Here is a 13,618-nt window from a genome sequence, read left to right on the forward strand (position 1 = left end):
GCTGTCTAGGTGGAGGTGCCCGCGCGGTTGGCTAATTCGGTGAGCCAATACGAAGTCTTGCTGGTCTGAAGTGTTTGGACAAATGACTCGTGGATCACATGGGCCTGGCGCGCGATCGCCTTGTACAGCTCGCCGTGCATGGAAAACAGCATCGACGTCACGATGGACACAAGATCGTGGGCGGGGGATTCCACATTGGTGATCAGCGGCGTGACCCCGTCATCATGGGCGCTCATCGTCACCCCGATCTCGTGGAGGTTGGCGGCCGTTTCCCCAATCGAATCGGGCCGTGTGGTGACAAAAGACACGCGTGCATCTCCTTCCACTGACGTGGTCTGATGGTGGGGGTCAGCGACGACTTGGGGTTCCGCACGGCATTGTAGACGGAATCGTTCACTAAGGTATTTTCACCATAACGGCTTCGGTCACAAAACGGTAGCGATTCTGTTGAGGAATTTTTTCGACGCTCGCCCGGTAGGGTGCCTCCATGTCTGAGACGCCGCGGCTGCTGTTTGTTCATGCACACCCCGACGATGAGAGCCTGAGCAACGGCGCAACCATCGCGCACTACACCTCCCGTGGCGCACAGGTCCATGTCGTCACGTGCACCCTGGGTGAGGAGGGCGAGGTCATTGGCGATCGCTGGGCTCAACTCACCGCCGATCATGCGGACCAACTCGGTGGCTACCGCATCGGCGAGCTCACCGCGGCGTTGCGAGCGCTCGGGGTCAGCGCACCGATCTACCTTGGCGGCGCGGGTCGCTGGCGCGACTCCGGCATGGCCGGCACAGACCAGCGGAGTCAGCGGAGATTCGTCGATGCTGACCCCCGGCAGACCGTCGGGGCATTGGTCGCGATCATTCGCGAGCTGCGGCCGCATGTCGTGGTGACCTATGACCCCAATGGCGGTTACGGTCATCCTGACCACGTGCACACCCACACCGTCACTACCGCCGCGGTGGCCGCAGCGGGTGTTGGGTCCGGTACCGCAGATCACCCCGGCGACCCGTGGACGGTGCCGAAGTTCTACTGGACGGTCTTGGGTCTGAGCGCGCTCATTTCGGGCGCGCGAGCCCTGGTCCCCGACGATCTGCGACCCGAATGGGTGTTGCCGCGGGCCGACGAGATTGCATTCGGGTACTCCGACGACGGTATCGACGCCGTCGTCGAGGCCGATGAGCAGGCGCGAGCCGCCAAGGTTGCGGCACTGGCTGCCCATGCCACCCAAGTTGTCGTCGGCCCGACCGGCCGGGCCGCCGCCTTGTCGAACAACCTGGCACTGCCCATCCTGGCCGATGAGCATTACGTGCTCGCCGGCGGCTCCGCGGGCGCCCGCGATGAACGTGGCTGGGAAACTGATCTGCTCGCCGGTCTGGGCTTCACCGCGTCCGGCACGTAGGCTGCCAACCAGGCAGCCACGGAAGGAACCCCATGGACCCCGACCTGGACCCTAACCTGCAGCATTGGCAGGACCGACTCGACAGCCTGCAGTGGGTCATCGGGTCGATACTCTCTCAGATCGACAGCGTGCCAACCTGACCACCGGCGCGACAGATCGAGCAATCCGTTTGGTTGTCCTGGCCCTGTTGACTGTCGACGGGGTCGTGTCTGCGCTTGCCGGGGCTCTGCTGATGCCCTGGTATATCGGCTCGGCTCCGTTTCCGATCAGTGCCTTGATCAGTGGATTGGTCAATGCTGCGCTGGTGTGGGCCGCAGCGCGATGGACCACATCGTCGCGGGTGGCCGCGCTGCCCCTGTGGGCGTGGCTACTGACGGTAGCGGCGATGAGCTTCGGCGGCCCTGGCGACGATGTCATTCTGGGTGGCCAGGGCCTGCTGGTCTACGGCGCGCTGGTGTTCGTCGTGGCAGGGGCCGTGCCACCGGCGTGGGTGCTGTGGCGGCGCAGGGTCCAAGCTGACGGATCTGGCTAGTCCGAAGTTAGGGCAAAGACGGGAATCCCGGCGGGCTGATTGGCGGCAACGGCGGCAGGAAGCCGCGTATCCAGTTGATCTCGGTGTTGATGAATTGGTTGATCGATGCCGCGGTGGCCGTTTCGATATTGGTTAGTGCCTGGCTGAAAGTGACTGTCCCGTCCACGAAGTCGATCGCATTGAACAGGACTGCCTGCACGATGGGCTCGCCGAGGTAATAGAAGAAGTTGATCTGCGGTGCCAGTATGCCGATGTAGGGCAGCCATCCCACCGCCCATGCGGTGAGGTTGAAGCCGTACTGCACCCACGGTTCGACGGCGTTGTAGAGATTCTTGATTGCGTTGCCGATCGACTCGGCGGCCAGAGCCGGCAGCGCCGCGGCGGCGGCCGCTCCGGCGCGCGGCAGCAGGGCGCCGACGGCGGACAGACCGCTGGCCCCACCGGTGGGTTGGAGCTGCAGCGCACCGCTGGCAGCGGCATTTGCAGCGGCGCTACCGCCAAGTGCACTGGAGCCGCCAGTGCCGAGGAACATGCTTTGGACCCGGCTCAGCGCGTTCGAGCCCCCACCCGTCGAGGCGTCGGCGCTAATCAGTGGATGCCCCAGCAACGCTCTTGCGGGCGCATTCACGGCGTTCACCATGGTCTGCGCGGCGCTGGCCTCGGCGGTTGCATATGCGTCTGCACTTGCTCTCAGCGCCTGCACGAACTGGTCGTGGAAGGCTGTCATCATCTGCCGGCTGAGCTGCTGATACCCCTGAGCATGCGCGGAAAGCAGCGCGGCGACCTGAGTCGAGACCTCGTCCGCGGCTGCGGCCAGGACTCCGGTGGTGGGAACCGCCGCAACCACATTGGCGGCGTTAAGAGTCGAACCGATACCGGCCATGTCCGCAGCGGCCGCCGCCAGTGCCTCTGGCGCCGCGAACACAAACGACATCTCGTACCTTCTTCTGGTTCACCACGCGGCGGCTGTCGCCGGGGGCTTGTTCAGACGCTGGCCTCTCACGGATGGTATCGCGATCGGCTGTGACCTGCGCCTTACTCCACCAAACCGTTGGTGCCGGATGGTCGACGGCGTGCCGAGCTCGGCCTGGCGCTACTGTTGCGCTTATGGCACCAAGGTTGGCCAGCATCTCACCTGGTGGGGCGTGCGGATGATATCAGATTGCAGGGAAGGTATACCAACGTGCCGCAGCCTGTAGGTCGGAAGTCCACCGCTCTGCCGAGTCCCGTTGTACCGCCCCAGGCAAATGCCTCAGCGTTGCGGCGGGTACTGCGACGGGCCCGAGATGGTGTCACGCTGAACGTGGATGAGGCGGCCATAGCGATGACCGCACGCGGTGACGAGCTGGCCGACCTGTGCGCGAGCGCCGCGCGGGTGCGCGATGCGGGTCTCGTGTCGGCCGGCCGGCACGGGCCCAGCGGCAGGTTGGCGATCAGCTATTCGCGCAAGGTGTTTATCCCGGTCACCCGGTTATGCCGGGACAATTGCCACTATTGCACGTTCGTCACCGTGCCGGGCAAGCTACGCGCCCAAGGTTCCAGCACGTATATGGAACCCGACGAGATCCTCGACGTTGCCCGCCGAGGTGCCGAATTCGGTTGCAAGGAAGCGCTATTCACTCTCGGTGACCGTCCGGAGGCGCGTTGGCGCCAGGCACGCGAATGGCTCGGCGAACGGGGCTATGACTCCACGTTGTCCTACGTGCGCGCGATGGCAATCCGTGTGCTGGAGCAAACCGGGCTGTTGCCGCACCTGAACCCGGGTGTGATGAGCTGGTCGGAGATGTCGCGGCTCAAACCGGTGGCGCCGTCGATGGGCATGATGCTGGAGACGACCTCGCGACGGCTGTTCGAAACCAAGGGGCTCGCCCACTACGGCAGCCCTGACAAAGACCCGGCGGTGCGGCTGCGTGTCCTGACCGACGCCGGCCGGTTGTCCATTCCGTTCACCACCGGTCTGTTGGTCGGCATCGGCGAGACGCTATCCGAGCGCGCCGATACGTTACATGCGATTCGCAAGTCGCACAAGGAGTTCGGGCATATCCAAGAAGTGATCGTGCAGAACTTCCGCGCCAAGGAACACACCGCGATGGCCGCCTTCCCCGATGCCGGAATCGAGGATTACCTGGCGACGGTTGCGGTGGCGCGGCTGGTGCTGGGCCCGGGCATGCGCATCCAGGCGCCGCCGAACCTGGTGTCTGGCGACGAATGCCGGGCGCTGGTTGGCGCCGGGGTCGACGACTGGGGCGGTGTCTCACCGTTGACGCCCGACCATGTCAACCCCGAACGGCCCTGGCCCGCTTTGGACGAGCTGGCGGCGGTCACCGCCGAAGCCGGCTACGACATGGTGCAGCGGCTGACCGCGCAACCCAAATACGTACAGGCGGGCGCGGCGTGGATCGACCCGCGGGTGCGGGGACATGTGGTGGCGCTGGCGGATCCGGCGACCGGCCTGGCCCGCGACGTCAACCCGGTGGGCATGCCGTGGCAGGAGCCCGACGACGTGGCGTCCTGGGGCCGGGTCGATCTGGGCGCAGCGATCGACACTCAGGGCCGCAATACCGCAGTGCGCAGCGACCTGGCCAGCGCCTTCGGTGACTGGGAATCGATCCGCGAGCAGGTGCACGAGCTGGCGGTCCGCGCTCCGGAACGCATTGACACCGATGTGCTTGCCGCCCTGCGATCGGCGGAGCGTGCGCCCGCCGGCTGCACCGACGGCGAGTATCTGGCGCTTGCCACCGCCGACGGTCCTGCGCTGGAAGCCGTTGCCGCACTGGCTGATTCGTTGCGCCGCGATGTCGTCGGCGACGAGGTGACCTTTGTGGTCAACCGTAACATCAACTTCACCAATATCTGCTACACCGGTTGCCGGTTCTGCGCGTTCGCCCAGCGAAAGGGTGACGCCGACGCCTACTCGCTGTCGGTCGGAGAGGTCGCCGACCGGGCATGGGAGGCCCACGTCGCCGGGGCCACCGAAGTATGCATGCAGGGCGGTATCGATCCCGAGCTACCGGTCACCGGCTACGCCGATCTGGTTCGTGCCGTCAAGGCGCGGGTGCCCTCCATGCATGTGCACGCGTTTTCCCCGATGGAGATCGCCAACGGCGTCACCAAGAGCGGGCTGAGCATTCGCGAGTGGCTGATCGGCCTGCGCGAGGCCGGGCTGGATACCATCCCGGGTACCGCCGCGGAAATCCTGGACGACGAGGTTCGCTGGGTGCTGACCAAGGGCAAGCTGCCGACGTCATTGTGGATCGAAATCGTGACGACCGCCCACGAGGTGGGTCTGCGGTCATCATCGACGATGATGTACGGGCATGTGGACAGTCCACGGCACTGGGTCGCCCATCTTAACGTGCTGCGCGATATTCAGGACCGTACCGGCGGCTTCACCGAGTTCGTCCCGTTGCCGTTCGTGCACCAGAATTCACCGTTGTACCTGGCCGGTGCGGCGCGCCCCGGGCCCAGCCATCGCGACAACCGCGCGGTACATGCTTTGGCGCGGATCATGTTGCACGGCCGCATCTCGCACATTCAGACCAGCTGGGTGAAACTTGGAGTGCGGCGCACCCAGGTGATGCTCGAAGGTGGCGCCAACGACCTGGGCGGCACGCTGATGGAGGAGACCATCTCGCGGATGGCCGGTTCCGAACACGGATCGGCCAAGACCGTCGCTGAGCTGGTCGCGATCGCCGAAGGCATCGGCCGCCCGGCGCGCCAGCGCACTACCACATACGCCCTGCTTGCGGCCTAGCCCCGGCGACGATGCCGGGTCGCGGGATGCGGCCCGTTGAGGAGCGGGGCAATCTGGCCTAGCCCCGGCGACGATGCCGGGTCGCGGGATGCGGCCCGCATGGGCTTAATAGTTGTTGCAGGAGCCGGCAACCGACTCGACAAGGCCGATGTACTGTGCCGCCCCCGGCACAGCTTGCAATTGCGCGGCCATGGCAGCGCGCTGAGGTGGCGGTGCGGCGAGGAAATTGCGCAAATAGGACTGCGCCACCGGTGAGGCGTTGAACTGTGCGGCAGCCCCCGGATCCGTCGCGTTGAGCGCAGCTACTACCTGCCCGTAATTGCAGGTGGTGTTAATGACCGCGTCCACGGGATCTGCGGAGGCGACCCCGGCCCCGACGGTCAACGACATTGCCACGGCGCCTACACCGGCGCTCAATGCGGTCAACGACAGCCTCATTTATGGACACCTTCCCCAAACTATTGCACCGTCGTTAAGACGGCGACGACATCTGCCCAGCGGTTGCCGTCTGCGGTCGAGGGTACCAGGCGCCGTGGGCTTGCTTCTCTCAAACTGGTTATCGGGCGACACTGCGCGGCCATAACAATCTGCAGGTCAGCAGCGATGAAACAACGTTGTTTACAGCCCGAGAAATGAGTTTATAGCCTGGCCGCAAGTTCGGTGCCTTGCTTGATGGCGCGCTTGGCGTCCAACTCGGCGGCAACCGCCGCGCCACCGATGATGTGCGGGTTAATGCCGTGCCGGCGCAGTTCACTCTCCAGATCTCGCACCGGTTCCTGGCCGGCGCAGACCACTACGTTGTCCACCGCCAGCAGCTGGGGCCGCCTGCGCTTCGGGCCGAAGCTGATGTGTAGGCCGTCGTCGTTGATCTGTTCGTAGTTCACCCCAGACAGCTGATGAACGCCCTTGGCCTTCAACGACGCCCGGTGGACCCATCCGGTGGTCTTGCCGAGCCGCTTGCCCTGCGGGCCTTTGGTGCGCTGCAGTAGGTACACCTCACGGGCGGGCGGCGCCGGCAGCGGAGTCGTCAACGCTCCGCGGGCTTCTCGCGGATCAGCGACCCCCCATTCGGCCTTCCACTCTTTGAGGTTGAGGGTGGGTGAGGAGTCGGTGACCAGCAGTTCGGTGACGTCGAAGCCAATGCCGCCGGCGCCGACGACAGCCACGGTTCGCCCGACCGGTCTGACACCGGTGATCGCTTCGGCGTAGGTTAACACCATGGGGTGGTCGATGCCGGGGATGGCCGGAATGCGCGGTGCCACGCCGGTGGCCAAGACGACCTCGTCGTAGCCGGTCAACTCCTGGGCGGCCACCCGAGTGCCCAGTCGCACCTCGACACCGTGTTTGGCCAGAATCGTCGAGAAATACCGGATGGTTTCGCTGAATTCCTCTTTGCCGGGAATGCGGCGGGCCATGTCAAACTGTCCACCGATAAAGTCGTTGGCCTCGAACAGCGTGACCCGGTGACCCCGTTGCGCGGCGTTGGCCGCCGTGGCCAGCCCGGCTGGTCCAGCCCCGACGACGGCCACCGAGCGGGCGCGCCGGGTCGGGGACAGCACCAACTGCGTCTCGCGCCCGGCGCGTGGATTGAGCAGACACGACACCGTTTTCCTGGCAAATGCGTGGTCCAGGCAGGCTTGATTGCAGGAGATGCAGGTGTTGATTTCGTCGACCCGATTGGACTGCGCCTTGAGCACCCAGTCCGGGTCGCTCAGCATCGGCCGGGCCATTGATATCAGCCGCACCTGGGTTTCGGCCAGAATCCGTTCCGCGGCCTGCGGCATGTTGATCCGGTTGGACGCCACCACCGGGATAGTGACGTGTTCGGCGACGGCGCTGCTGATGTCGACAAACGCGCCGCCCGGCACTGAGGTGACGATAGTGGGCACCCGGGCCTCGTGCCAGCCGAAGCCGGAGTTGATGATGGTTGCGCCTGCCCCTTCCACTTCGGTTGCCAGCGCGACGATTTCATCCCAACTCTGGCCTTCTGCAACGTAGTCGGCCATTGACAGCCGGTAACAGATGATGAAGTCGGATCCGACGGCGGCGCGGCTGCGTCGGATGATCTCGACCGGGAACCGGCGACGGTTGGCCGGTGTGCCGCCCCACGAGTCGGTGCGCTTGTTGGTGCGCGGCGCCAGGAACTGATTGAGCAGATACCCTTCGCTGCCCATGATTTCGACGCCGTCGTAGCCGGCATCGCGGGCCAACTGCGCGCAGCGGGCGAAATCCGCGATGGTCGCTTCGACCCCGCGAGCCGATAGTGCTCGCGGACGAAACGGGGTGATCGGCGCCTTGATCGGCGAGGCGCTGACCGCAAGTGGGTGGTAGGCGTAGCGTCCGGCGTGCAGGATTTGCAGCAGGATCTTTGCACCCGAATCGTGGACCGCCCTGGTGATTCGGCGGTGCCGTCGGGCTTGCGCCGAAGTGACGAGTTCGGAGGCGAACGGCAGCAGCCATCCGGTGCGGTTGGGCGCGTAGCCACCGGTGATGATCAGCCCGACGCCGCCGCGTGCACGTTCGGCGAAGTAGTCGGCGAGCCGATCGATATGGCGGGCCCGGTCTTCCAGTCCGGTGTGCATCGAACCCATAACCACCCGGTTGCGCAGCGTGGTAAACCCAAGGTCCAACGGGGACAGCAGATTTGGGTATGGATTTGTCATCGCTTCTCCTGGAGCGCTTCAGCTACTTCGTCGAGCCAATCGATGGCACTTTCTTCGGCTCGGATTCCGCCGCGCAGCACGAGGTATTGATGCAGTGCGGCGCCATCGAGCGCCGACGGATCTGCGAAGGTGCGCTTCTCGATACCGCGATAGGTGTCCAGTGACTTGACACGCTCGGCGCGCAGCGCGGTGACTTGGGTATACAGCGCGGCAACGTCTCCGTAGCCGGCGCCACGCAGCTTGACGGCGATATCGCGCGTGCTGCTGTCGGTCAGCGCACTGCCGCGGCCGGGCCTGGTCGGGCTGAGCGGCTCGGCGATCCAGCGAGCCAGCTCGGCCCGGCCGCTGTCGGAGATCGCGTATACCTTCTTGTCGGGCCGGCCATGCTGGAGCACGGTCGTCGCGCGCACCCAGTTGTTGTTCTCCATCACCCGTAACGTCCGATAGATCTGCTGATGGGTTGCGGTCCAGAAATAGCCGATGGAGCGATCGAATCGGCGGGCCAACTCGTAGCCCGAGCTGGCCTGTTCACACAGCGACACCAAGATCGCGTGGGGTAGCGCCATCCGGGCAGCATAGACGGCAAGCCGGATTGCTATGCAACTAGGTGCATATTGACCGTGTACGCCGACGCATGTGCCAAGTGGTCGACGTGTATGTGCAACGTCTAGTATCAGTAACCGAACGCATTGCCTCAGCAGGGCCCGGAGGAAGCCTTGGCGAGGTGGACAGCAGCCCACACATAGCGGTATCTGGAAGACATGTTGAGGAGACGTCCGTGACGTACACGATCGCCGAACCCTGTGTCGACATCAAGGACAAGGCATGCATTGAGGAGTGCCCGGTCGATTGCATCTACGAGGGCGCCCGGATGCTGTATATCCACCCCGACGAATGCGTCGACTGTGGGGCTTGCGAGCCGGTCTGCCCCGTTGAAGCTATCTTCTACGAAGACGATGTGCCCGAACAGTGGAGCCATTACACCCAGATCAACGCCGATTTCTTCGCCGAGCTGGGATCGCCGGGCGGTGCGGCCAAGGTTGGCATGACCGAGAACGACCCGCAAGCGGTCAAGGATCTGGCGCCGCAGAGCGAGGACGCCTGAGCCGGCTGGGGGCAGCACCCGCTCGCGGCGGAGTGTCGGCGTCTCTGCCCGTCTTCCCCTGGGACACCTTGGCCGACGCGAAAGCGCTGGCCGGGGCCCATCCGGATGGCATCGTCGACCTCTCCGTCGGCACTCCGGTCGACCCGGTCGCACCGCTGATCCAGGAGGCGCTGGCGGCGGCCAGTGCCGCCCCTGGCTATCCGGCGACCGCCGGCACCGCACGGTTACGTGAGTCTGTGGTGGCAGCGCTGGCTCGCCGCTACGGCATCACCAGGCTGACCGAGGCGGCCGTGTTGCCGGTTATCGGCACCAAGGAACTCATCGCCTGGTTGCCGACGTTGTTGGGCCTGGGCGGTGCGGATCTGGTCGTCGTGCCCGAATTGGCATATCCGACTTATGACGTCGGCGCCCGCCTGGCCGGAACGCGGGTGCTGCGTGCGGATGCGCTGACCCAGCTGGGTCCGCAATCCCCGGCACTGCTCTACCTGAACTCGCCGAGCAACCCGACCGGACGGGTGCTGGGTGTCGACCATTTGCGCAAGGTGGTCGAGTGGGCCCGGGGCAGAGGCGTTCTCGTGGTTTCCGACGAGTGCTACCTGGGATTGGGCTGGGACGCCGAACCGGTTTCGGTGCTACATCCCTCGGTGTGCGACGGCGACCACACCGGGTTGCTGGCTGTGCACTCACTATCGAAGAGCTCATCGCTCGCCGGCTACCGAGCGGGTTTCGTCGTCGGTGACCTCGAGATCGTTGCCGAGCTACTAGCGGTGCGCAAACACGCCGGGATGATGGTGCCGGCGCCGGTACAGGCGGCTATGGTGGCCGCGCTGGACGACGACGCGCACGAAAGGCAACAGCGGGAGCGCTACGCACAACGGCGTGCCGCGCTGTTGCCGGCGCTGGGCTCCGCGGGTTTTGCGGTCGACTATTCGGACGCCGGATTGTATCTATGGGCCACTCGCGGCGAGCCGTGCCGCGACAGTGTCGCGTGGCTGGCGCAGCGGGGCATCCTGGTGGCACCGGGTGATTTCTACGGCCCGGGTGGGGCTCAGCACGTGCGGGTGGCGCTGACGGCCACCGACGAGCGGGTTGCGGCGGCGGTCGGACGGCTCACCTGTTAGCGCGAACAGACGCAACTTGCGGCCGGGTCACCGCCAGGTCGTGCGCAGCTGGGTTGTCACCGAGAGCGGGTTATCGCCGCGGAACAGATCGAGGATGGCTTGCCCTTGTGGGGAGTCTGCTGGCAGTTGTCGGGGTGGGCCGATGTGCTTTCGCCATGCCTGTGCCAGATGTTGCCGCCGATCCTTGTTTCGTGCGAACCAGCGGGGCACGGCGTGCCAGGCAACCGCGCCGGGCAGCGATAGCCCGACGACGGCACGAACCGCGAACAGCCTCCGGGCAACGGGCCGGGCGGGCGGCGTGAGGATCTTGCGTCCGATGAGGTAGCGCGGTTCGGCAAGCGGCGCCAGTAGCTCGTCGAGGGCCGCGGTGAACCGCAGGGACTGCTCGGTGGGCACGCCGTCGAGTTGACACCGGATCCAGCCTTCGGGGTCGGAGGCCAACCGTAGTGCCGCGGATCCTCGCTGTGCGCCGCCCGCGGCGTACAGCGCATCCGCGACGACGGCGGCCAGTTGCTCGAGCGCGTTGGGCGCGTGGTCCAGGCGGCGGCTTTCGGCCGCCACAGCGGTTGCCACCAGGCCAACACCCGCCGCGACGATGGCGCCGGCCGTGCCGGCACCCGCCAGCATGCCGAGATTGGCGGAGGCAACTGCGGTGGCGGTGCTGGCGCCGACCACGGAAACGGCGGCCACGGCACCCCTTGCCAGGCGGACCGGACTGAACTGTCCCGGCACCGGTGGGGTCAATGCCGAGGCGGGGATGCGGGGTGCGGCGACCCCGAGCGGCTGGCGGGATCGCACGCGGATGGTTGCGACGTCGACTCCTTCGTAGGGCTCGCCGATTCGCCACCAGGATCTCGCCTGGGCGCGTTCGGCGACGCGCTGCAGCGCTCGCGCCGTGATGGCGTGGGTATCGGTGACCGGAGGACCGTACGGCGACAGCGACGGATCGCAGTGCGTCACACCCGATTCGATGAGCCCCTGCGGGGTTGCCGCGTAGTACCCGTCATGTTTGCGCACCAGGCGCAGGTAGTCGGCATCACCGCGCGGGTGTTCTGTGGCGATACAGCAGACCGACCAGTTGTCCGCCACCTTGTGACCGTCCGAGGGGTCGTTGCGGATGGCGCGGCCGCGCATCTGAGTGATCGCTGCCTGGGTGGTTGCGCTCGTCAGGTCGATATTGACGTTGACCGCCGCGCAGTCCCACCCTTCACCTAGTAGCGAACGGGTGCCGACCAGGACGCGGGCGCGGCCGGCCAGGAAGTATTCGGTAGCCAGCGCGACCCACGTACGTGGCGTGAGGCCGCCGGTGCCGCGCATGACCCGCAGACTAGGGTGGGCGTCAAGCGGCTCGGCGGTGACGAGCGCGCCGCGCTCGGCGCAGAAGGCGATCAGGTCATCTTCGATCGCGGCCGGGCAGGCGAAGGTTTGACCTGTTACCAGAAGGGCGTGCAGTGGGGTGCGGCGGCGGTGATCCGACGCGGCGAGCATGGCGGCAACCAGCTGGGCCGAACCCGACTGCTCGCTGACGGGCGCGCCCTTCAGCGATGTGGGAAGGGCGCCGGTCATCGATTCGAAATCGCAGAGCACCAGCGCCCGCAACCGCGCCCCCAAGACGGCGTCCTCGGTGTCGAGGATGTGCGCGGTCGCGGCGATCTTGGATTCGGACAGCGCGCACAGTCTGTCTACTGGCGAGGTCGCGACGCGTACGCCGCGACTGGTCAGCCGGTAGCCCAGGCCGGGTAGCACCCGCTTGATCGCGGTCAGCGCGTGCGCGTCGCGCGGATCCGCGCTTTGTTGCAGGTGCCCGACGCTGAAGTCGGTCAATACGTTAACCCAGTCCTGGGCATCGGGCGCAATTCGGTGCTGCTCGCGCAGGCGCACGCCGTCGGGTAGTGGAATCAGGCCGTCGTAGGCGAAGCGCAGGCCGCTGCACGCGAGGTCGGGTTCGGCACGCTCGAACGTCGACCAGGCGATCTGATTGCCCTCGCGCGTCGCTCGATCCACGATCCGGGTGTGCAGCCACGCGGCCAACGACATGCTGCCCACCTTTTGGTCGATGAGGGCCAGCATGAGGTCGGCGAAGCGCGCCCGGTGGGTGCCGATCCAGGCCTGCTCTTCGGGCGTCGGTTGGGTCAGATAGACCAACTCTTGGTAGGGAGCCAGGTCGCCTTCCCTAACCAGAGCGGGTGTCGGGATCACGAAGTCGGCGGTGCCGAACAGCTCATCATGCAGGGTGTGCTGCCACGCGGTGAGCTCTGTGGCCGGGGTCGCCGTTAGACCGATCAGCGCGGTCTGCGCTCCGAGGACCGACGCCAACGCACTGACCAGGGCGCCCCACGTAGCTAGCAGATGGTGGCACTCATCGAGCACCAGCGTCCACGGGCCTAGCGTCGCCGCCCGCTCGATCACCGCCCTCCCGTTGGGGTGCAGGAGATCCAGCAACGCTTGCTGGTGGCGGTTGCGCAGGACTTCCCGCCGGACTGTCGAATCGGTTTCGGCGTCGATGACGGCAAGCGACTGATACGTCAGGACGTTCATCGCCGAGGCAAGGTCACGCTCGGTTCCACACTTCGATGCCGACCGGTCCGACGACGGAAAACTGTTATCCCACGCGGCGGCCCACTGCGCCTGCACCGCCGTGTTGGGAACCAACACCAAACTCCGGCGCCCCAGCCGGCGCGCTGCTTCCAGGCCGATCATCGTCTTGCCCGCACCCGGCGGCAGCACCAGATAGGCACGGTTGTCGCCGGCAGCGACGTCGGCGTCGAACGCGTCCAACGCTTGCTGTTGGTATACCCGCCAGTTGCCGGCAAAGGCCCGCGATTCCAGGTCGCGGTGAGGATCCACAAGGATTCACCCTAGCCAAGCACCCACGTTGGGCGCGAGCAGACGCAAAAGGCCCCGAATCCAACGGATTTCGGGGCTTTTGCGTCTGCTCGCGCCCGTGCGGCTCGTGCGGATCACACGCGCGGTGCATGCTGCTGTGGCTGTCGAGCAGTGTTGCTACCTTAACTTTCCCAGGCCTACGACGTCTGGTAGCGGCA

Annotated in this window: 11 protein-coding genes; 5 read left to right on the forward strand and 6 right to left on the reverse strand. The window is 66.0% G+C overall.

The window, feature by feature from the left end; translation table 11 throughout:
• Window positions 1-5 precede the first annotated feature (5 nt).
• Window positions 6-308, reverse strand: a complete 303-nt coding sequence (lipX, locus tag MCAN_RS06240; protein WP_003898752.1) for a lipase/esterase LipX — start codon at window positions 306-308, stop codon at window positions 6-8.
• 179 nt (window positions 309-487) lie between these two features.
• On the opposite strand from lipX, the gene mshB reads away from it, so the two are divergent.
• Complete coding sequence (gene mshB, locus MCAN_RS06245; protein WP_003406154.1) at window positions 488-1,399, forward strand: N-acetyl-1-D-myo-inositol-2-amino-2-deoxy-alpha-D-glucopyranoside deacetylase; 912 nt, start codon at window positions 488-490, stop codon at window positions 1,397-1,399.
• A 91-nt stretch (window positions 1,400-1,490) separates the two neighbouring features.
• Entirely contained in the window at window positions 1,491-1,931 is a 441-nt protein-coding gene (locus MCAN_RS06250; RefSeq protein ID WP_003406163.1) for a hypothetical protein, read from the forward strand.
• Window positions 1,932-1,938: 7 nt separating this feature from the next.
• Here the strand turns inward: MCAN_RS06250 and MCAN_RS06255 are convergent, their stop codons facing one another.
• Window positions 1,939-2,865 carry a PE family protein gene (locus MCAN_RS06255; RefSeq protein ID WP_003898753.1) on the reverse strand — a complete coding sequence of 309 codons (927 nt, stop codon included), beginning with the start codon at window positions 2,863-2,865 and terminating at the stop codon, window positions 1,939-1,941.
• A 249-nt stretch (window positions 2,866-3,114) separates the two neighbouring features.
• Here MCAN_RS06255 and MCAN_RS06260 point away from each other — a divergent pair, with 249 nt between their 5' ends.
• Window positions 3,115-5,685, forward strand: coding sequence for a bifunctional FO biosynthesis protein CofGH (locus MCAN_RS06260; RefSeq protein WP_003406167.1), 2,571 nt, complete (start codon window positions 3,115-3,117; stop codon window positions 5,683-5,685).
• A 105-nt stretch (window positions 5,686-5,790) separates the two neighbouring features.
• Here MCAN_RS06260 and MCAN_RS06265 read toward each other — a convergent pair whose 3' ends face one another.
• The 3 genes from MCAN_RS06265 to MCAN_RS06275 all read right to left on the reverse strand — a co-directional run bounded on the left by MCAN_RS06265 (window position 5,791) and on the right by MCAN_RS06275 (window position 8,914).
• Window positions 5,791-6,123, reverse strand: a complete 333-nt coding sequence (locus tag MCAN_RS06265; RefSeq protein ID WP_003406169.1) for a hemophore-related protein — start codon at window positions 6,121-6,123, stop codon at window positions 5,791-5,793.
• Window positions 6,124-6,323: 200 nt separating this feature from the next.
• Window positions 6,324-8,348, reverse strand: coding sequence for an NADPH-dependent 2,4-dienoyl-CoA reductase (locus tag MCAN_RS06270; RefSeq protein WP_003898755.1), 2,025 nt, complete (start codon window positions 8,346-8,348; stop codon window positions 6,324-6,326).
• The gene (locus tag MCAN_RS06275; RefSeq protein ID WP_003406182.1) at window positions 8,345-8,914 is read right to left on the reverse strand and encodes a PadR family transcriptional regulator; all 570 of its coding nucleotides are present in this window, start codon (window positions 8,912-8,914) and stop codon (window positions 8,345-8,347) included. Before MCAN_RS06275 ends, MCAN_RS06270 begins: the two co-directional genes overlap by 4 nt.
• 212 nt (window positions 8,915-9,126) lie before the next feature.
• Between MCAN_RS06275 and fdxA the strand changes: the two genes are divergently transcribed.
• On the forward strand, window positions 9,127-9,453 hold the full coding sequence (fdxA, locus tag MCAN_RS06280) for a ferredoxin (RefSeq protein ID WP_003406185.1): 327 nt from the start codon (window positions 9,127-9,129) through the stop codon (window positions 9,451-9,453).
• 32 nt (window positions 9,454-9,485) lie between these two features.
• Window positions 9,486-10,574 (forward strand): succinyldiaminopimelate transaminase, encoded by a 1,089-nt coding sequence (dapC, locus tag MCAN_RS06285; RefSeq protein ID WP_003903345.1) that lies wholly within the window; start codon window positions 9,486-9,488, stop codon window positions 10,572-10,574.
• 27 nt (window positions 10,575-10,601) lie between these two features.
• Here dapC and MCAN_RS06290 read toward each other — a convergent pair whose 3' ends face one another.
• Window positions 10,602-13,421, reverse strand: a complete 2,820-nt coding sequence (locus tag MCAN_RS06290; RefSeq protein ID WP_014000646.1) for a DEAD/DEAH box helicase family protein — start codon at window positions 13,419-13,421, stop codon at window positions 10,602-10,604.
• Between the last annotated feature and the right edge of the window lie 197 nt (window positions 13,422-13,618).

This window comes from Mycobacterium canetti CIPT 140010059, assembly GCF_000253375.1.
GTDB classification, from domain to species: domain Bacteria; phylum Actinomycetota; class Actinomycetes; order Mycobacteriales; family Mycobacteriaceae; genus Mycobacterium; species Mycobacterium tuberculosis.

Excerpts from the sequence above, each read along its gene's own strand:
- MCAN_RS06255 (WP_003898753.1), bottom strand. The coding sequence starts at position 2,865 with ATGTCGTTTGTGTTCGCGGCGCCAGAGGCACTGGCGGCGGCCGCTGCG.
- MCAN_RS06275 (WP_003406182.1), bottom strand. The coding sequence starts at position 8,914 with ATGGCGCTACCCCACGCGATCTTGGTGTCGCTGTGTGAACAGGCCAGC.
- MCAN_RS06270 (WP_003898755.1), bottom strand. The coding sequence starts at position 8,348 with ATGACAAATCCATACCCAAATCTGCTGTCCCCGTTGGACCTTGGGTTT.
- MCAN_RS06265 (WP_003406169.1), bottom strand. The coding sequence starts at position 6,123 with ATGAGGCTGTCGTTGACCGCATTGAGCGCCGGTGTAGGCGCCGTGGCA.
- mshB (WP_003406154.1), top strand. The coding sequence starts at position 488 with ATGTCTGAGACGCCGCGGCTGCTGTTTGTTCATGCACACCCCGACGAT.